The 19,232-nt window shown below is 56.9% G+C and carries 21 protein-coding genes; 14 read left to right on the top strand and 7 right to left on the bottom strand.

Annotated elements, in window-relative coordinates:
* Window positions 1-8 precede the first annotated feature (8 nt).
* The 5 genes from I5192_RS09115 (at window position 9) to I5192_RS09135 (ending at window position 3,846) form a co-directional block, all read left to right on the top strand.
* The gene (locus I5192_RS09115) at window positions 9-1,652 is read left to right on the top strand and encodes a CTP synthase (protein WP_170393584.1); all 1,644 of its coding nucleotides are present in this window, start codon (window positions 9-11) and stop codon (window positions 1,650-1,652) included.
* A gap of 102 nt (window positions 1,653-1,754) precedes the next feature.
* Window positions 1,755-2,531, top strand: a complete 777-nt coding sequence (locus I5192_RS09120) for an isocitrate lyase/phosphoenolpyruvate mutase family protein (protein ID WP_170393586.1) — start codon at window positions 1,755-1,757, stop codon at window positions 2,529-2,531.
* Window positions 2,532-2,602: 71 nt separating this feature from the next.
* Window positions 2,603-2,896, top strand: coding sequence for a DUF1330 domain-containing protein (locus I5192_RS09125; RefSeq protein WP_170563411.1), 294 nt, complete (start codon window positions 2,603-2,605; stop codon window positions 2,894-2,896).
* Between the two features lie 41 nt (window positions 2,897-2,937).
* The gene (locus I5192_RS09130; protein ID WP_170393590.1) at window positions 2,938-3,387 is read left to right on the top strand and encodes a TerB family tellurite resistance protein; all 450 of its coding nucleotides are present in this window, start codon (window positions 2,938-2,940) and stop codon (window positions 3,385-3,387) included.
* A 21-nt stretch (window positions 3,388-3,408) separates the two neighbouring features.
* Window positions 3,409-3,846, top strand: coding sequence for a TerB family tellurite resistance protein (locus tag I5192_RS09135; protein WP_170393592.1), 438 nt, complete (start codon window positions 3,409-3,411; stop codon window positions 3,844-3,846).
* A gap of 31 nt (window positions 3,847-3,877) precedes the next feature.
* Here the strand turns inward: I5192_RS09135 and I5192_RS09140 are convergent, their stop codons facing one another.
* The gene (locus tag I5192_RS09140) at window positions 3,878-4,456 is read right to left on the bottom strand and encodes a disulfide bond formation protein B (RefSeq protein ID WP_223118238.1); all 579 of its coding nucleotides are present in this window, start codon (window positions 4,454-4,456) and stop codon (window positions 3,878-3,880) included.
* A gap of 9 nt (window positions 4,457-4,465) precedes the next feature.
* Complete coding sequence (locus I5192_RS09145) at window positions 4,466-4,621, bottom strand: DUF5993 family protein (RefSeq protein WP_223118239.1); 156 nt, start codon at window positions 4,619-4,621, stop codon at window positions 4,466-4,468.
* A gap of 366 nt (window positions 4,622-4,987) precedes the next feature.
* On the opposite strand from I5192_RS09145, the gene I5192_RS09150 reads away from it, so the two are divergent.
* From I5192_RS09150 to I5192_RS09165, 4 genes are all read left to right on the top strand, one after another.
* Window positions 4,988-5,764, top strand: a complete 777-nt coding sequence (locus tag I5192_RS09150; RefSeq protein ID WP_170393596.1) for an ABC transporter ATP-binding protein — start codon at window positions 4,988-4,990, stop codon at window positions 5,762-5,764.
* Window positions 5,765-5,797: 33 nt separating this feature from the next.
* On the top strand, window positions 5,798-6,547 hold the full coding sequence (locus I5192_RS09155; RefSeq protein ID WP_170393598.1) for a transporter substrate-binding domain-containing protein: 750 nt from the start codon (window positions 5,798-5,800) through the stop codon (window positions 6,545-6,547).
* 80 nt (window positions 6,548-6,627) lie between these two features.
* Window positions 6,628-7,515: an ABC transporter permease gene (locus I5192_RS09160; RefSeq protein ID WP_170393600.1), complete on the top strand. Its 888-nt coding sequence runs from the start codon at window positions 6,628-6,630 to the stop codon at window positions 7,513-7,515.
* A complete protein-coding gene (locus tag I5192_RS09165; protein ID WP_170393602.1) occupies window positions 7,512-8,318 on the top strand; it encodes an ABC transporter permease in 807 nt (268 codons plus the stop codon). Before I5192_RS09160 ends, I5192_RS09165 begins: the two co-directional genes overlap by 4 nt.
* Here the strand turns inward: I5192_RS09165 and I5192_RS09170 are convergent.
* A complete protein-coding gene (locus I5192_RS09170) occupies window positions 8,315-9,124 on the bottom strand; it encodes a zinc-dependent peptidase (RefSeq protein WP_170817603.1) in 810 nt (269 codons plus the stop codon). The two genes, I5192_RS09165 and I5192_RS09170, sit on opposite strands and share 4 nt — an antisense overlap.
* Before the next feature lie 211 nt (window positions 9,125-9,335).
* Here I5192_RS09170 and I5192_RS09175 point away from each other — a divergent pair, with 211 nt between their 5' ends.
* The 5 genes from I5192_RS09175 to I5192_RS09195 all read left to right on the top strand — a co-directional run bounded on the left by I5192_RS09175 (window position 9,336) and on the right by I5192_RS09195 (window position 15,381).
* Window positions 9,336-10,655 (top strand): glutamine synthetase family protein, encoded by a 1,320-nt coding sequence (locus I5192_RS09175; RefSeq protein WP_223116710.1) that lies wholly within the window; start codon window positions 9,336-9,338, stop codon window positions 10,653-10,655.
* 58 nt (window positions 10,656-10,713) lie between these two features.
* Entirely contained in the window at window positions 10,714-11,394 is a 681-nt protein-coding gene (locus I5192_RS09180; protein WP_223116711.1) for a type 1 glutamine amidotransferase, read from the top strand.
* Entirely contained in the window at window positions 11,394-12,752 is a 1,359-nt protein-coding gene (locus I5192_RS09185) for a glutamine synthetase family protein (protein ID WP_223116712.1), read from the top strand. Before I5192_RS09180 ends, I5192_RS09185 begins: the two co-directional genes overlap by 1 nt.
* 12 nt (window positions 12,753-12,764) lie before the next feature.
* Window positions 12,765-14,069: an FAD-binding oxidoreductase gene (locus tag I5192_RS09190; protein ID WP_223116713.1), complete on the top strand. Its 1,305-nt coding sequence runs from the start codon at window positions 12,765-12,767 to the stop codon at window positions 14,067-14,069.
* A 112-nt stretch (window positions 14,070-14,181) separates the two neighbouring features.
* Entirely contained in the window at window positions 14,182-15,381 is a 1,200-nt protein-coding gene (locus I5192_RS09195) for a DegT/DnrJ/EryC1/StrS aminotransferase family protein (RefSeq protein ID WP_170610082.1), read from the top strand.
* A gap of 9 nt (window positions 15,382-15,390) precedes the next feature.
* On the opposite strand, the gene I5192_RS09200 is transcribed toward I5192_RS09195, so the two are convergent.
* From I5192_RS09200 to I5192_RS09215, 4 genes are all read right to left on the bottom strand, one after another.
* Window positions 15,391-16,146, bottom strand: a complete 756-nt coding sequence (locus I5192_RS09200) for a serine protease (protein WP_223116714.1) — start codon at window positions 16,144-16,146, stop codon at window positions 15,391-15,393.
* Window positions 16,147-16,154: 8 nt separating this feature from the next.
* On the bottom strand, window positions 16,155-16,709 hold the full coding sequence (gene phaR, locus I5192_RS09205) for a polyhydroxyalkanoate synthesis repressor PhaR (protein WP_170393618.1): 555 nt from the start codon (window positions 16,707-16,709) through the stop codon (window positions 16,155-16,157).
* A 137-nt stretch (window positions 16,710-16,846) separates the two neighbouring features.
* Window positions 16,847-17,293 carry a phasin family protein gene (locus tag I5192_RS09210; RefSeq protein ID WP_223116715.1) on the bottom strand — a complete coding sequence of 149 codons (447 nt, stop codon included), beginning with the start codon at window positions 17,291-17,293 and terminating at the stop codon, window positions 16,847-16,849.
* Window positions 17,294-17,425: 132 nt separating this feature from the next.
* Window positions 17,426-19,228 (bottom strand): alpha/beta hydrolase, encoded by a 1,803-nt coding sequence (locus I5192_RS09215; RefSeq protein WP_223116716.1) that lies wholly within the window; start codon window positions 19,226-19,228, stop codon window positions 17,426-17,428.
* Window positions 19,229-19,232 lie beyond the last annotated feature (4 nt).

Raw genomic sequence — 19,232 nt, forward strand, 5'->3', positions numbered from 1 at the left:
CGAAAAACATGGCGCGTTTTATTTTCATCACTGGTGGTGTGGTTTCGTCCTTGGGCAAAGGACTGGCTTCGGCGGCGTTGGGATCGCTGTTGCAGGCCCGGGGATATTCGGTGCGTCTGCGCAAGCTGGACCCCTATCTAAACGTCGATCCGGGCACCATGTCGCCCTTCGAACATGGCGAAGTATTCGTCACCGATGACGGCGCTGAAACCGATCTGGACCTTGGCCATTACGAACGCTTCACCGGTGTGGCGGCACGTAAGACCGACTCGGTCAGCTCGGGGCGGATTTATTCCAATGTGCTGGAGAAAGAGCGCCGTGGAGATTACCTCGGCAAAACCATTCAGGTGATCCCGCACGTCACGAATGAGATCAAGGATTTCATCGCGATTGGCGAGGATGAAGTTGATTTCATGCTCTGTGAAATCGGCGGCACCGTAGGTGATATTGAGGGCCTGCCCTTCTTTGAAGCGATCCGCCAGTTCAGTCAGGACAAGCCGCGCGGTCAGTGTATCTTCATGCACCTGACGCTGCTGCCCTATATCAAAGCATCGGGCGAGTTGAAAACCAAGCCGACCCAGCACTCGGTGAAAGAGTTGCGCTCGATCGGTCTAGCCCCCGACATTCTGGTCTGCCGGTCCGAGGGACCGATTCCAACCAAAGAACGCGAAAAGCTGGCCCTTTTCTGCAATGTCCGCCCTGACAGCGTGATTGCCGCACAAGACCTCAGCACCATCTACGACGCCCCGCTGGCCTATCACCGTGAAGGTCTGGATCAGGCGGTTCTGGACGCATTCCAGATCAGCCCGGCCCCCAAGCCCGATCTGGCCAAATGGGAAGACGTCAGCGACCGCATTCACAACGCCGAAGGCGAAGTGAAAGTAGCCATCGTCGGCAAATACACCCAGCTTGAAGATGCCTATAAGTCAATTGCCGAGGCCCTGACCCATGGCGGCATGGCCAACCGCGTCCGCGTCAAGATCGAGTGGGTCGATGCCGAGGTGTTTGACAACGAAGACGCCGCACCTCATCTGGAAGGCTTCCACGCCATCCTGGTCCCCGGCGGCTTTGGCGAGCGTGGGACAGAAGGCAAGATCAAGGCCGCTCAATATGCGCGTGAACACAAAGTGCCCTATCTGGGCATCTGTCTGGGCATGCAGATGGCCGTGATCGAAGCCGCACGCAACGCGGCGGGAATCACCGAAGCCGGGTCCGAGGAATTCGACCACGAGGCTGGCAAAAAGCGTTTTGAACCCGTTGTTTACCACCTGAAAGAATGGGTGCAGGGCAACCACAAGGTCGAACGCAAAGTCGGAGACGACAAGGGCGGCACCATGCGTTTGGGCGCCTATGATGCGGTTCTGGCCGAAGGCTCGAAGGTCGCGGAAGTCTATGGCGGCACCCAGATTGAGGAACGCCACCGTCACCGCTACGAGGTCGACATCAAGTACCGCGACAAACTGGAAAAGGCAGGCCTGAATTTCTCGGGCATGTCCCCGGATGGTCGCCTGCCGGAAATCGTCGAATGGTCGGATCACCCATGGTTTATTGGTGTTCAGTATCACCCGGAACTGAAATCCAAACCCTTCGACCCGCACCCCCTGTTCCGCGAATTCGTGCGCGCCGCGAAAGACACCTCGCGTCTGGTCTGATCACGGGCCGATAACAGATTTGTACCAGTCGGCGCGAAATATCTTTACGCGCCGGCGGTTTGCACGGTTAACTGCCGCCATAGCAGCGACAGGAGACCGGCCATGACCGATCAGATTACCCAAGCAGAAACATTTGCCGCCCTGCACAAGAAGGGTGATCCGGTCATCCTCTATAACATTTGGGACCCCGGCAGCGCCGTCGCTGTACGCGATGCAGGGGCCAAAGCGCTGGCGACTGGCAGTGCTCCGGTCGCGATGGCGCAGGGGTTTTCGGACGGCCAGAACATCCCGTTTGAGTTGGCGTTAGACAACGCTCGCCGCATTGTCGAGGCGGTTGATATACCGGTCACCATGGACCTCGAAGGCGCTTATGCCGAGGATACTTTTGGCATATCGGCCAATGTCAAACGCGCGCTGGAAACCGGAGTAATCGGCTTTAACTTCGAAGATCAGGTCGTTGGAACTAAAGATCTTTATGACATTGAAACACAGGCAGCGCGTGTCGCTGCGATGCGCGAAAGCTGTGACGTGGCCGGTGTTCCCGCCTTCATCAACGCCCGCACTGACATCTTCCTCAAAGCCGCTCCGGACACGCATGATCAAGCGATGCTGGATGACGCCATGGCCCGCGCGGCAGCCTACGCCGATGCCGGAGCCAGCGGGTTCTTCGCGCCGGGCCTGAAAGACGAATCCATGATCGGCCAGCTTTGCGCGGCCACCGACTTGCCGGTCAACATCATCGCCCTGCCCGGCACGCCTGACACGCCGACGCTGGCGAAACTCGGCGTGGCCCGGATCAGCTATGGCCCGGTTCCCTATCGGCAAATGACCGCTTGGTTACAGGATTCAGCACGCGCCGCGCTGCAATCCGGTGGATGATCCACTTTTAGGGGATTGCATTTCAACCTGTTCCTCCGCACCTTGCATCCGATACCAGCGGAGGACACCTTGTGGCCAAAGGATACTGGGTTGCCCATGTCGATGTAGACGACATTGAAACCTACAAATCTTACATTGCTGCCAATGCGGCCCCATTCGCCGATTACGGGGCCAAGTTTCTTGTACGCGGCGGCGAGAGGAGCGAGCCCGAAGGCAAGGCTCGCGCCCGCACAGTTGTCATCGAATTTCCCAGCTATGAACAGGCGCTGGCCTGCTATGAAAGCGATGCCTATCAAGCCGCCAAGTCCTTGCGCGATCCGGTTTCGACCGGCGATCTTGTGATTATTCAGGGCTATGAGGGCTAGCACCGCTTGGCGCGCCTCGAATTACGGAATATCCTGCCGATATGTTGAAAAAATTCTTCCAGGCCTTTCGGCCGCCGCAACATGACAAACTGCCCGATCCCGATGCCGAACTGGCCCTGGGGGCATTGCTGGTACGTGTCGCGCAGGCCGACCGCGACTACAAGCTGGAAGAGATCAGCCTGATCGACCGCATTCTTGCGCGACTTTATCAGCACAATGCGATCGAGGCCGCCAAGGTCCGCGCCACCTGCGAAAAATTGCACGCAGCTGCTCCGGAAACAGATACATTCGGCAAACTGATCCGCGAAACCACCGATCTTCAGGAACGCTTGGCCGCGCTTGACGCCCTGTGGGAGGTCGTGCTGGCCGATGGCAACTCGGACGAGGGCGAGGTCAAGATCGTCGAAGAAGCCCGCATTGCCATGGGCCTCAGCTTCAACGACAGCAAAGCGGCACGCGAGCGGATACAAAGCCGCTTGGAAGCGACCTAGGCTATCTCTATATAAACGCTTATGTTCAGTGATTTCCTGTCCCGGCTCACGCAGCCGCAGCCCGACCCGCTTGTCGAAGATGATGCCCGTCTGGCCCTCACCGCCCTGTTGGTGCGTATCGCTCGGTCCGACAACGACTATGCCGATACCGAAATGGCCCGAATCGACCGCATCTCGGCCGAACGCTACGGCCTGTCGCCATTTGAGGCCGCAGCCCTGCGCGCCCGCGCCGAAGACCTTGAAGCCGAGGCGCCCGACACCGTCCGCTTTACTCGCGCCATCAAAGAGGCGATCGCCTATGACGACCGCCTGGCCGTTGTGCAGGCCATGTGGTCGGTCGCACTGGCGGATGGGCACCGCAGCGGTGAAGAGGATTCTCTGCTACGCCTTGTCGTCAGCCTGCTCGGCGTGAGCGATGTGGATTCGGCGCTTGCAAGACAAAAGGCGGCGAAGGTCTGATCAACCGGCAAGCCTTTGGGCGTTGTCAGCGCTATGAATCGCTGCCTTCAAGCTCTTTCAGAAACTTGTAGTCCGTCGGTGGATCGTCACAGATGCCAGGCCCACACTCCAAAAGCGCCGAACCAGCGTTCGCGACGGCCAATGCCAAAATCAGGAAAAACGCTGTTTTGGCCAATGTACTTCCTCCGAAGCGTTCGGTTGCCCGAACGTCTGACGCAAGATCATACTGCTTCTCGAATACCAGCATGATTGCGGTGCCAAGGATGATCAAACCAAACGCGACTCCCGCCCAGGTATAGAAGTGTAGGCCCAGAACCGGGGAGCCATAGTGCCCTGTTCCGGGCACGATATGCAGCAGGATCTGGCGGATCGAAACACTGATCCCAAAGATCGCCGCCACCAGCACGATGCCATAGTTTCTGGCGCGCGTACCCCATAACAGGTTCAGAGCAAGCCCGAACCCAACGGCCACGAATCCCACGCGTTGGAGCAAACATAACGGACAGGGCAGTTCGTAAAGGACAAGCTGAAAGTAGAAGGCAAGCACCAGAACCAGGCAAACCGCCAGTGCACCAATCGCATTCATGTTACGAGCAAATTCAGGTGACATTGGACGACCTCACAGTTGAATCGTTAAGGGGGTCGTGGCGTGAAACTTCAGCCAGTAGGCACTCGCCAAAAGCGTCAGCACGAACAATGCGTATGAAATTCTGACCAGCTTAAAGTATGCCAGCACCATCGTGCCGGCGAACAATGCAAATAATAGCGCGATCACAAGAAGCCCCTTACGTGAATTGAATTCGTATATTTCAATCTTTAACTCAAAACGAATTATTCCCAAATTCAAACAGTTTTGGTGATTGGATCAAGCCAGTTCAATAAATTTGGTTTCGCTGAGGATCACCTCGGTTGATCCGGAATCCTGTGACCTGAATCTCTGGGCCGCAATCAAGAGATTGATCTGGCTGACCTGTCGATAATGGTGCATCGAGTCACAGAATGCGCCCAACAAACTGACAGTTTAGACAGCGCGACCGCCCGATTTGGCAATTTCGCAGCGTGAACTTGTCAATTGCGCATTGCATTAGCCCGATTTTTCAGCCCTATTACCGCACCAACACCAATCATATCTGGACTGCCCGTGACAGACGCCGCTCCCGTCATTGAGATCAAGAACCTGCACAAAAGCTTTGGCCAACTCGAGGTGCTCAAGGGCGTGGACATCACCGCGCATCGCGGCGACGTCGTGTCGCTGATCGGATCATCCGGCTCGGGGAAGTCTACCCTGCTGCGCTGCTGCAATCTGTTGGAAGACAGCCAAGAGGGCGAGATTCTGTTCAAAGGCGAGCCCGTCCGTTGGACTGGCAGCCACAATCATCGCCGTCCCGCCGATCCCAAGCAGGTGTTGCGCATCCGCACAAATCTGTCGATGGTGTTCCAGCAGTTCAATCTGTGGGCCCATATGACCATCCTGCAGAATGTGATGGAGGCTCCGGTCACTGTCATGGGCCGCGACAAGGCCGAGGTCGAAGACAGCGCGCGCAAATATCTGGAAAAGGTCGGCATCGGCGACAAATGCGACGTCTATCCGGCGCAACTATCGGGCGGACAGCAACAACGCGCCGCAATCGCACGTGGGCTGTGCATGGAACCTCAGGCGCTGCTGTTTGACGAACCGACCTCAGCGCTCGATCCCGAACTGGAACAGGAAGTGATCAAAGTGATCAAGGATCTGGCCGCAGAAGGCCGCACCATGATCATCGTGACCCATGACATGAAGATGGCTGCGGATATCTCCAGCCACGTTGTGTTCCTGCATCAGGGCCTGATCGAAGAAGAGGGTTCAGCCGAAGACATTTTCACTGCCCCTGAATCCGAACGGCTTCAGGGCTTTCTCTCCGCCACTCAGGCGGCTTAACCAACGGACAGAACCAATAAAGGGGAGTAACTCATGAAAAACCTGATTCTGACCACCGCAGCACTGGCGTTGACCGCCGGTATCGCAATGGCCGAAACTGTGCGCATGGGCACCGAGGGCGCCTACCCTCCGTACAACTTCATCAATGATGCTGGTGAGATCGACGGCTTCGAGCGTGAAGTCGGTGACGAGCTGTGCAAGCGCGCTGGTCTGGAATGCGAATGGGTCAAGAACGACTGGGATTCGATCATTCCGAACCTGGTCTCGGGCAACTACGATACCATCATCGCCGGCATGTCGATCACTGACGAACGCGATGAGGTCATCGACTTTACCCAGAACTACTACCCGCCGACCGCCTCAGCTTACGTAGCTGCTTCAGATGGCGCTGACACGAAAGGTGGCATCGTCGCTGCACAGACCGCAACCATTCAGGCCGGTCACGTTGCTGAATCCGGCGCGACTCTGGTCGAATTCGCCACCCCCGAAGAAACCATCGCCGCCGTGCGCAACGGCGAAGCGGATGCGGTGCTGGCGGACTATGACTTCTTGGTCCCGATTGTTGAGGAATCCGGTGGCGAGCTGGTCTTTGTCGGCGATCTTGTCCCGCTGGGCGGTGGCATCGGCATGGGCCTGCGCGAGAGCGACGCAGAACTGCGCGGCAAGTTCGATGACGCTATTTCGTCCATGAAGGCGGACGGCACGCTCAACGAGATGCTGGTCAAATGGTTTGGCGAAGGTATCGCTACATACAACACAGACGGCTCGGTCGTAACCAACTAAGCCCTCCGTCCAATTGTCCGGCGCGTGCGCGCGCCGGACCTGCCGGACCTGAGACCGGCCAGACGTTCGAAAGACGCCTTATGTTCTCCTACTGCGCTGATCCTGACACGCTGGGCACGTTCCGCTGGTTCTCGTGCTATCTGACCAATGGCGTCCACTGGTCGTTCTACTTGTCGTTCTTCAAGGTGCTGGGTCTGCTGGCCGTCACCGCCCCGGTCGCCCTGAGCTTCGGTTTTGCCGGCGCTATGGCAGCGCGATCGCATTTCCCGCCGCTTAGCTGGCTGGGTAAGGCCTATATCGCCATCGTGCGTGGCGTGCCTGATATCGCTTTCTTTCTGTTCTTCGTGATCGCTCTGGATCAGGGCTTTGAATGGCTGCGCCATAAAGTGCTCTGCCCCGAATGGACCGATCCGGTGCGGCAGGGCAACGACTTCATCGTCTGTCAGGCCGCCAAGCTGCCGCTGGGCACTGCACCCGAATGGGTGCATGAAACCTACGGCTTCTTCCTTGCCGTCGTCACATTCTCTATCGTGTTCGGCGCGTTTGCCGCCAACGTCCTGTTCGGCGGCATGCGCGCTGTACCACACGCCCAGCTTGAGACGGCCGCAGCCTACGGCATGACACGCCGCCAGACCTTTTGGCGTATCCTGGTGCCGCAAATGTGGGTCTACGCCCTACCTGGCCTATCGAACCTGTGGATGGTGCTGATCAAGGCCACACCACTGCTTTTCTTGCTGGGCATCGAAGATATCGTCTATTGGGCTCGCGAGTTGGGTGGCACAAAAACATCCCGCTTTACCGATTACCCTCATGGCGACTGGCGCATGTGGTACTTCCTCGCCCTGCTGATCTTCTACCTCGGCATGACCCGCGTCTCGGAAATCGGGCTTGAGAAACTGATGCGCCGCCTGTCCCATGGTCAGGCCACATCGGGCGGAGAGCTTCTGCGCAAGGAGACCACCGCATGAGCTGCATCCAGACCATTCAAGATTACGGCCTCCGTTCGCTGGGCTTCGGGGAACGCCTGCTGCCCAAAACCGATTTCACCCTCTGCGAGCACTTCACGCTGATCGGCTCGGGCATGATCTGGAATATCTATTTCGGGATCATGGCGATGGTCACGGGGTTCTTCCTCGCCACCGCGTTGGCCGTCGGCAAAGCCTCGTCGAATAAATGGCTGCGTAAACCGTCCGAGTGGTTCATCTTTTTGTTCCGCGGCTCGCCGCTGTTCATCCAGTTCTTCTTTGCCTATTTCTTCTTCCTTTCGCTGAAGAAGCCCTATCCGATGTTCGACGCCTTCACCTCGGCCTGGCTGGGGGCGCTGATCGTGCTGTTCCTGAATACTTCCGCCTATTCGGGTGAGATCTTCTATGGCGCCCTTCGTTCAATCCCCAAGGGCGATATCGAAGCCGCCGACGCCTATGGCATGTCCGGTTGGTCGCGCTTCCGACGTATCGTTTGGCCCACAATGCTGCGGCTGGCGTGGCCCGCCTATACGAACGAAGCGATCTTTGTCTTCCAGTCCACCACACTGGTCTTCTTCTCGGCCTTCCCAGCCTGGCAACAACGGGGCGACGCGCTCTACTACGCCAGCTACTTCGCGGACAAGACGTTCAACCCGTTCATCCCCTACCCGATTCTGGCGTTCTATTTCATCCTGCTGACGCTGGTCATCGTTTGGGGCTTCGGAAGGGTCAACAAACGCCTGAACCGCCACCTACCGGCCGAGCGGAAAGCCAAGATGCGCTTCCGACTAAATTTGGCGCGCTAAGCCCACTCCACCGGGTTCAGCCGGAACAGTTTCGAAAGCTGCTCATAGACCTCGGGCACCTCGTGCTTCAGCGCTTTCGGGCGCTCAAAGAACACTTCGACCGAGACGGCAAAGAACTCTTCATGCCCGGTTGCGCCATAGGGGTCGATAACCGTGTGCCGCCCGCTTTCAACCGCGTGAACATGCGCGTCATAGGCGGTCAGGAATACCTTTTCCCATTCGGCAAAGCTCTGCCCTTCACTCAGGATCGGTACGCCATTTGTACCCCCGGACAAATCATCGATCTGATGCGCAAATTCATGCAGCACTACGTTCTGCCCGTCGCGATCATCCAGAGCGCCCTGCTGGCTGTGTGCCCATGATAAAATGACCGGTCCGCGATCCCAGCTTTCCCCGGTCCGCACGATCTCTTTCTCGGACACGACATAGCCCGAGCGCCGCTGCTGCTTTGACTTGAACGCATTGGGATAGATCAGAATGGTCGTCAGATTGTCATACCAAATGTCGCTATTGATCACGAGCAAACAGGCCTGCGCCGCAATCGACAGCTCCATCTCCTCAGTCACTTCCAACCCGTCGCAGCCGTAGAAGCTCACTTGATCCAGAAACAGGTTCACCTTGCCATCCAAGTGGCTGCGCAGCCCGGCGGGCAGCCGCCGGATGATGGGAACTTGCTGATCAATGATGTCCCGTTGATCCGAGGTCAGACGCGTCGCCAACAGCGCCGCGCGGGCCTGTCTCTTGGACCAGACGTAATAGCCGACCCCGCCTGCGATCAGTAACACTATGGTAAGAAAGATGAACATATATGAGACTATAGGCATCGCTACGCCCGGCACAATCGGGCACCTGAATGTTGTACAACTCGGAAGACAACGGTCTCGACCACTGTACAAGTCGGTTGATTTTCAACATCGCGCCTCACCGCAAGCGACGCCTGTTCGTAATTTGATCAAATTTCGTGACAAGACGCTAATCCTGATTTAAACCTCTCGTGACTAGACCACGGAGCCCCCAATGGACCTGAGCGCCCTGCATACATTCCGCGTCGCCGCCTGTGACCTCAACGGTCAGATGCGTGGCAAACGCGTGCCGCCCTCATACGGTGCCAAGTTGGACAAAGGCGCCGTACGCATGCCGTTCTCTGCGCTCAATGTCGATCTCTGGGGCGCTGATATCGAAGGCAGCCCGCTTGTCTTCGAAAGCGGTGATGCAGATGGTGTGTTGCGCCCCACCGGGCGTGGTCCGGTTCCCATGCCCTGGCTGGATACACCCACCGCGCTGGTGCCCATGTGCCTCTACCACGATGACGGCACGCCTTTTGCAGGCGATCCGAGACACGCGCTTTCTGCGGTTCTGGATCGATTTTCCGAACGGGGCTGGTCGGTCATCGCCGCTACCGAACTCGAGTTCACTCTGCTTGACGCCTCAGGCGACCAACCGCAGCCTCCGATCAACCCGGTCACGCGCCGCAGGCTGCGGGACGAAGCCGTTCTGTCGATGGCCGAAATGGACGCGTTTGATGCGTTCTTCACCGATCTCTATGATGGTTGCGCCGCTATGGGTATTCCCGCTCAGACTGCAATATCTGAAAGCGGGATCGGCCAGTTCGAGATCAATCTGAACCATCAGGACGCCATGCGCTGCGCCGATGATACGTGGCTTTTCAAGACCTTGGCGCGTGGCGTGGCACGCAAGCATGGCTTCACAGCGACCTTCATGTCCAAGCCCTATGCCGAGGATGCGGGCAACGGAATGCATGTGCATTTCTCGATCGTCGATGTCGATGGACGCAATGTCTTCGATGACGGAGGGGCCGAGGGAACCGATGAACTGCGCTCGGCGGTTGCTGGATGTCTGACCGCGATGCCCGGCTCTACGCTGATCTTCGCTCCTCATGGCAATTCTTACACGCGCCTGGTGCCTGGTGCCCACGCACCCACCGGAGCAAGCTGGGCCTATGAAAACCGCACAGCGGCCCTGCGCATTCCGGGTGGTGCCCCTGCCGCCCGACGGATCGAACATCGCGTTGCTGGCGGTGACATCAACCCCTATCTCATGCTGGCCGCAGTTCTGGGCGCGGCAATGGTTGGGATCGAGGATGGCCTGCGACCGCCCAGCCCGATTTCGGGCAATGCCTATGAGTTGACGGATCTGCCGCAGCTGGCAGCAGACTGGCCGTCGGCCATCTCTGCTTTCGAAACTGACCCGGTAGTTGCGCGCATTTTCCCGGACGATCTGATCCGCAACCTGGTAATGACCAAACGGCAGGAAATTGCGCGATTCGCGTCCCACCCCCCTGACGAGCACTGGCTCAGCTATCTTGAGAGCGTTTGAACCTCTTGCCCAGCTCGCTTCGCTCCGTTAGAATAAATTTGATCAAATTTGGTGAACTATGAAAATCGGCATCCTTGTAACCGGCCACCCACCCGATGAATTGCATGAACAATTCGGGGAATATGATGGCATGTTTCGCGCATTACTGGGTGGGAACGGCTTTGAATTCCAAACATACGCAGTGGTCGATGGTGAGTTTCCGGAAGACGCGCATCAGGCCGACGGGTGGATCATCACCGGATCTCGTCATGGCGCATACGAAGATCACGCTTGGATTCCCCCGCTTGAACAGCTGATCCGGGATATTCAGAAGACAGGGAACCCCTTGATTGGTGTCTGCTTTGGACATCAGATCATCGCGCAAGCGCTTGGTGGAAAAGTGGAAAAGTTTGATGGTGGCTGGGCCGTAGGACGCACGGATTACAGCTTTGGCGATCAGACTGTCACCCTGAATGCTTGGCATCAGGATCAAGTGACCAAACTGCCCGCAGGTGCGGTGGTCACCGGTACGAATGACTTTTGCCAAAACGCCATGGTCACCTATGGCGATACGATCTGGACCGTGCAGGCCCATCCTGAATATGAAAATGACTTCATACAGGGCTTGATGGAGACCCGAGGCAAAGGCGTGGTTCCCGATGCGTTGATGCAGGCGGCAGCGAACCGGAAAGATGCCCCGGATGATAATGCCAAAATCGGACACCACATGGCAGAGTTCCTAAAGAAAGTGAGGGCCTGATGGCCGACTGGACAGATCAGCTGCCTGAGGCGGCGCGCACCTACTTTGAAGGCAGACGGCTGGATGAGGTTGAATGCATCATCTCTGACCTGCCCGGCATCGCCCGCGGCAAGGCGGTCCCGGCGTCAAAGTTTGCCAAGCAATCCTATTTTCACCTACCCGACAGCATTTTCTACCAGACCATCACAGGGGATTGGGGCGAAGCTGCAGGTGAGGACGGTTTCATTGAGCGGGACATGATCCTGAAACCCGACTTCTCAACTGCGTCGGCCGCTCCTTGGACGGGCGACTGGACCTTGCAGGTGATTCACGACGCGTTCGACAGAGATGGAGAGCCGATCCCCTTCAGCCCCCGCAATGTGCTCAAACGCGTTGTGAAGATGTATCACGACAAAGGTTGGAAGCCGGTTGTCGCCCCCGAGATGGAGTTTTTTCTTGTCGCGCCAAATGTAGACCCGGCGCAGGGTATCAAGCCGATGATGGGCCGCTCGGGCCGACCTGCGGCGGCGCGGCAGGCTTACTCGATGACAGCGGTGGATGAATTCGGGCCGGTGATCGACGACATCTACGACTTTGCCGAATTTCAGGGGTTTGAGATCGACGGGATCACGCAAGAAGGCGGTGCCGGACAACTAGAGATCAACCTGCGTCATGGCGATCCGGTGAAGCTGGCGGACGAGGTATTCTATTTCAAACGCCTGATCCGCGAAGCCGCGCTACGTCACAACTGCTTTGCTACGTTCATGGCAAAACCGATCGAAGATGAGCCGGGGTCGGCCATGCACATCCATCACTCGATCATCGAAAAAGAAACGGGACAGAACATCTTCTCCGGTCCACAAGGTGGCGAGACGGATGCGTTTTATCACTTCATCGCCGGCTTGCAGAATCACCTGCCCGCAGGGCTGGCGGTGATGGCACCGTATGTGAATTCTTATCGCCGCTACGTCAAAGACCATGCGGCCCCGATTAATCTGGAGTGGGCACGCGACAATCGCACAACTGGCATTCGCGTACCTCTGTCCGGCCCCGAGGCGCGCCGGGTCGAAAACCGCATCGCAGGCATGGACTGCAACCCCTATCTGGGCATCGCATTGTCGTTGGCCTGTGGCTATTTGGGCCTGACTCAGCAAGAGCGCCCACGCCGCCAATTCTATGGCGACGCCTATGAAGGCGACGGCGATATCCCTCAGATCATGGGTGAAGCTCTGGACCTGTTTGATGAAGCGACAGCCCTGCACGAAGTTCTGGGTCCCGAGTTCGCCCGTGTCTACGGCATCGTCAAACGTGCTGAGTACGAAGAGTTCCTGCAGGTCATTTCCCCGTGGGAACGCGAGCATCTGCTAATGAACGTCTAGGGCAAAGACGCGATGAACCTGCTGTATTCTAATGACCGCAAGGCGGAGTATCCGCCTAGCTGGTATGCCGCAACGGCGCACACCTTTGACCGCCACCCAGCGCTTGAAGGCGACCATACCGCAAACGTCTGCATTGTCGGAGGCGGATACACGGGCCTTTCGGCAGCATTGCACCTGGCTGAGGCTGGGTTCGATGTTGTCCTGCTGGAAGCTCATCGCGCGGGCTTTGGGGCTTCGGGTCGCAACGGAGGCCAACTGGGCAGCGCGCAGCGTTTGGATCAAGAGGATCTTGAACGGCTTGTCGGCGATGAAGATGCGTTAAAGCTTTGGGATCTGGCCGAAGAAGCCAAGGATCTGGTCAAATCTCTGATCTCAAAACATCAGATCGATTGCGACCTGAAGCCCGGCATTGCGGTTCTGGGCTTTAACAACTCGGAGCGCGCAGAGCTACATGATCACGCGGCGCATCTGTCGGGTAAATACAAATACGACCAAATCGAAACTTTAGATGCCGATGCCGCGCGCGGGCTTTGCCCCTCACCAGCCTATGCGGGTGGGTATCTGGACAATGGTGCCGCGCACCTACACCCGTTGAACTACGCCCTCGGCCTTGCGCGCGCCGCTGTCAGAGCCGGGTTAAGACTGCATGAAGACACCGAAGTTCTTGGCATCGATCAGGGTGCTCGTGTCACTGTACGCACTGAAAAGGGCAAGATCACTGCCGATCACGTTATTCTGGCCTGCAACGGATATCTTGGAGATCTGAACCGGCAAGTTGCATCGCGCGTGATGCCCATCAACAATTTCATCGCGGCAACCGAACCTTTGGGCGCTGAAGTGCAAAAAGTTTTGGCCAAAGATATCGCCGTTGCTGACACCAAGTTCGTGATAGACTATTTCCGGCTGAGCGCCGATGGCAGGCTGCTGTTTGGAGGTGGCGAAAGTTATGGTTATCGTTTCCCCGAGGACATCGCCGCAAAAGTCCGCAAGCCGATGACCGAGATTTTCCCGCATCTGCGTAACGTCAAAATCGACTACGCATGGGGCGGAACGCTGGGCATCACCATGCGGCGCATGCCCTATTTGACCCGGGTTGCGCCAAATATCCTGTCCGCCTCGGGTTATTCTGGCCACGGCGTCGGCACCGCGACCCATGCGGGGCAACTCATGGCGTTGGCGATCCAGGGGCAGGCTGAGGGGTTCGATACCATGGCCCGCGTTCCTGCAGTGCCCTTCCCGGGTGGTCCTGCTTTGCGGACGCCGTTGCTGATACTGGCCATGACTTGGTATGCGCTGCGTGACAGGCTGGGTATCTGAACACATTCTTTACGACGAATTGGTGAAATCTCGCTGACGATGCGAATTGGGACTTGGCTTGCCTGCATATCGAATTTATATTTCCCAAAGATAAAATTCGGGAAATCCAAATATGACGCTTGTACCCAACGTTCATGAAGCCGAACCCATCCCCGCAGCCGCCCGAGACGCAATCGACGCCCTGATGAAGTCAGGCGATCTGTTTCGCTATACCGCACCTCAGGATGCGCCCGTTGCTCTCCTGGAGGCAGAGTTTGCCGAACTGCTCGGCACAAAATACGCGCTGGCGGTCTCTTCCTGTTCTGCCGCGCTGTTTTTGTCGCTCAAGGCGCTTGGGCTGCCCCGCGATGCGCGGGTTCTGATCCCCGGATTTACCTTTGCCGCCGTGCCGTCTTCAATCGTGCACGCGGATTGCATTCCGGTTCTGTGCGAGGTCGGGGACAATTATCGCGTCGATATGGCCGATTTCACGGCCAAGCTGGACAGCGTGCAGGCAGTGATCATCAGCCATATGCGCGGCCATACCTCGGACATGGACGCGATCATGGAGCTGTGTGAAGCGCGCGATATCCCGGTGATCGAAGACGCCGCCCACTCATTGGGCACAACCTGGCATGGGCGCAATATTGGCACCATCGGTAAGGTCGGCTGCTTCTCGTTCCAGTCCTATAAAATGATCAACGCAGGCGAAGGTGGCATTCTGGTCAGCGACGATGCGGATCTTGTGGCGCGCGCTGTTATCATGTCGGGCGCATACGAACACAACTGGAAAAAGCACTCTGGCTCACCAGAGCTGGAACAGGCCTTTGCCAAATGGCAGAACCAGTTGCCACTGTATAACCTGCGCATGAGCAACCTCAGCGCTGCAGTCATTCGTCCGCAAATCCCCGAATTGGCACGCCGTGTTCGCGACGGGCTGGCAAACCATGACTATGTGGCTGATCGTCTGAACACATCGCCCTACATCGATGTCCCTGCCCCTCTGACACCCGAGCAGCGCGCACCGGATTCGATCCAATTCAATCTGGTTGACCTCAGCGACGATGAAATCCGCGCCTTTGCCGCCGCAGCCGAGGCACGCGGTGTCAAGGTGCAGGTCTTTGGCCTGAGTCAGGATAACGCTCGTGCCTTCTGGAACTGGCAGTTCCTACCCGAACAGTTCGACCTGCCACAGACCCGTGCGATGCTGATGAAGGCCTGCGATGTACGTCTGCCCGTGCGTTTGACGCGCGATGAACTGGACGTAATCTCGGACATCCTGCTGGCTTCTGTTGGCGAGGTTGTCGGCCCGGTGCCAGTCTACGGGACCTGATCGTCAGTTCTATTGCAGATCAAGGTCGTTAATTGAAAGTAACAATGCGTCGATCCCGTCGGGGGTTGGCGCGACGCGCGACAAAATCCCGGCAACGGCAAGCCCGGTTTCTGTTTGCGTCAGAAACGGTGCACCGGAATCCCCCATCATGACGGGGCAGATCGCGCGCATCAGCCCCTGTCCGGCCTGTGCGGCATTACAGCTATCGGTGCGACTGAGCACGTGGGGCCGCAATCCGGGATAGCCCGCGAACGTGCCCATCTGCGGGACAGTCCGGGAAACATCGAAAAAACCAACCTGCTCTCCAATTGGCTCGGCCAACTCCAACACGGCCCAATCCAGATCGGCGCGATTGTTGAATACACCGTCGCGCCCCTGTTCCGAATCCAGCCGATAGGCCAATACATTGGACACGGCGGCAGCCTCGCCGCGCTGATACCCTGCGGCAAACCGGATACTGGCCGGAGGAATCCAGCGGTTGCGCGCGCTGTTGTACAAGCAATGTGCCGCAGTCAAAACCAGCCGCTCAGACACCAGCACGCCTGTACAATGGGACCGCTGACTGCGGCTGGCAAAATTGACCCGGCCAATGGCGCGCCAGGGCGGGGTCGTTGCATCCAGAATTTCGCGCGCGCGAATCTCGTCGCAGCCCGCAGCCGTATCCCGACCCATTGTGCAGATAGGTTCCCACACGGATGTAAACTGGCCTTGGGCCTGTGCAGTCTGGGCCCAGATCAACGCGCCCAGAACAGACAGCCAGCGCATCGGTCAGGCTAGCTCAGCTTCGATAGTTTTTGCTGCAGCTCGGCAAGTTGCTTTTTGATGTCGTCCAAATCCTCTTTGGGTTCGGGCGATGTTTCTTGTTCATCATCCGGCCCCGACCAGTTCCCCGACAGACCACCGGTCATGGCTTTTAGAAAGGCCTTTTGCTGCGCTTGCATCGCCTCGAATCCCGGCATCTGGGACATCGGGTTCATGGCGCTCATGTTCTCCATCATCTTCGATTGGCTTTCGCGCAGCATCTCGAATGAGCTTTGCAGGAATTGCGGCATCATGCCCCCGCCTGGCACCATGTAGCTGCGCACCAGATCGTTCAGCACATTAATCGGCAGAACATTTTCGCCGCGGCTTTCGTGTTCGGCAATGATTTGAAGCAGATACTGACGGGTCAGGTCATCACCGGTTTTCAGGTCGATGATCTGAACCTCGCGGCCATCGCGTATGAAACCGGCTATATCTTCAAGCGTCACGTAATCGCTGGTCTCGGTGTTATACAGCCGACGGCTGGCATAGCGCTTGATCAGCAGCGGTTTGTCTTGTTCCGACACCCTGTACCCTCCCCAAGGATGATGCGTTGCAGCAGAGGTTATGCGACTGCAGAACAAAAAGAAAGGGCAGGTCCTAAGACCCGCCCTGATGCGATCACACCGCTTGGGAGGAATGGGTGCTGCGTCGCAGAATTACCTTACTTGGCAGTTGCTGCTTTCTTGGCTGCAGCAGTTACCTCGTTGGTGGCTTTTTTGACGGCTGCGGTTGCATCTTCTGCAGCGTCTTTGCCAGCTGCCATCAGCAGCTCAACGGTTTCGGTCTGAACTTTTTTCGCGATCTCAGCGAAAGCAGCCAGGTTTTCGGCAGCAACTTCAGCCGACGCGCTTGCGAAATCGGTTGCAGCTTTTGCGTAATCCGCAGGCTCGGTTTTTGCTTTCGACATCTCGGTCAGTTTGGCCAGGGTTTCCTTGGTCCATTTGTTCGAGATTTCAGCCGATATTTCAGCTGCGTCCAGAGCAACACCCGACAGCTTTTCGTTCAGAGAAGCGGTCGATTTGAATGCGTCTTCCAGAGCGGTTGTGTCAACCGGGAACGCGCCCATCATGTCTTTCAGGGTCGCGGTAAAGTCTTGGGTCTTTGCCATTGTCCTAAATCCTTCTAGCCGTTCCGGGCCCACCCCGGTTCTCATCAGCTTGAAGGCAATATGATTGCTGCATTGCAGCATTGCAAGTTTTTTCTTGCTGCAATGCAGAAAAATTTGAGTTTCAAAATGATATCAGCGGTTTGCCTTGACCAAAACATAGGTACCCGGAGCCGGGCAAAGGCGCGGATGATCCGAATCGCCGGTATCGCGCGCGGGAACCTGCTTGCCTGATCGCTTCTTTAACCACGCTTCCCACATCGGCCACCATGAACCTTCGTGGAAGTCAGCTTCTTTCAGCCATGTATCAGCATCACACTTCAGCTCAGGATTGGTATAGTGACCATATTTTTTCTTACTGGGCGGGTTCACAATGCCCGCGATGTGACCGGACTCGGACACCACAAAGGTCTTCGACTTCGCGCCCATCTGCTGTACCCCGCGATAGCAATCCTTCCACGCGGCAATATGATCCGTCTCGCAGGTGATCGCCATCAAAGGCACATCGACATCCTTGATATGCAGCTTATGGCCAAACAATTCGAACCCGTCGTTGACGAAATCGTTGCTCTGACACAAACCGCGCAGATACTGGATCGCCATCCGGCCTGGCAGGTTGGCCCCGTCGCCGTTCCAGTACAACAGGTCAAACGCTGGCGGTGTTTCACCCATCATGTAGCTGCGGATCGCCGGAGTATAGATGAGATCTCTGGATCGCAGGAAAGACATCGTTCGCCCGATGATCCATGCCTTTAGAATACCATCCTTCGAGACCTGTTCTTCGATGCCATCTACAAAGTCATTTTGCAGGAACGGCGTGAACTCCCCCTGCTCACCAAAGTCTGTCAGGGTGGTGAAGAAAGTGGCAGATTTGATCGACTTGTCACCGCGCTGCTTCATCAGCGAAAGCGTCAGGCTCAGCGTCGTACCAGCAATGCAATACCCAACTGCATTGACCTGCTTGACCTTGCAGATTTTCTTCGCCTCTTCGATGGCGGTCAGGAACCCTTCCTGAATATAGTCCTCCATCCCAATATCGGCGTGTGAGCTATCGGCATTCACCCAGCTGACCACAAACAGGGTATAGCCCTGCTCTGTCACCCATTTGATCAGGCTGTTCTGAGCCTTCAGGTCCAAGATATAGAACTTGTTGATCCATGGCGGGAACAGAACGATCGGCGTTTCGTGCACCGTCTCGGTCACCGGTTTATACTGGATCAGTTCCATCATTCGGTTGCGATAGACGACGTCGCCGGGTGTAGTTGCGATATTCCCGCCAATCTCAAAGGCACTTTCGTCAGCAAGTCTGACAACCATTTCGCCGTCATTGGCCTCAAGGTCCGACACGAGGTTCTCCAGCCCCTGTATCAGGGACTGCCCTTCGGTCTCGATCGCCTTTTCCAGCGCATCGGGGTTGGTGGCCAGAAAATTCGTTGGCGCCATCATATCTATGATCTGCTGCGAGAAATACTGCAGACGCTGCTTATCCTTGGTTTCCAGATCGTCAACCGATGCAACGGCCTGCGCGATCGCTTCGGCATTGGTTTGGTACTGCTGGCGAATGAGGCGAAAGTAGGGGTTGGTTTCCCACATTGGATTGGCAAACCGTTTATCTTTGGCAGCGGCTGGGGGTGCATCCCCGTCGCTTTGGGTCATCGCTTTCTGCGCTTCCGCAAAGTTGAGAACCGATTTTCCCCAATACTCAATTTGCTGCTCCAACAGCTTTGTGGGGTTTTGAAACGCTTCAGCCCAATACGCAGTTGCTGCTTTTGCAAAAAGCTCTTGATTCGGGCCATCCAGAGCGGGGGTGTGCGGCGTTTTTCCGGCCATGACCTCGACCAGGCGTTTGGACAGTTCTTCTACTTTGTCCATATTTTCTTTAAGTCGTTCAATATGTTCTTCGGTCAGTTTTGGCGTCTGGTCTTCGGTAGTTGTCATTTTA

Origin of the sequence: Ruegeria sp. SCSIO 43209 (assembly GCF_019904295.1) — a bacterium.
In the GTDB taxonomy this organism is placed as follows: Bacteria; Pseudomonadota; Alphaproteobacteria; order Rhodobacterales; family Rhodobacteraceae; genus Ruegeria.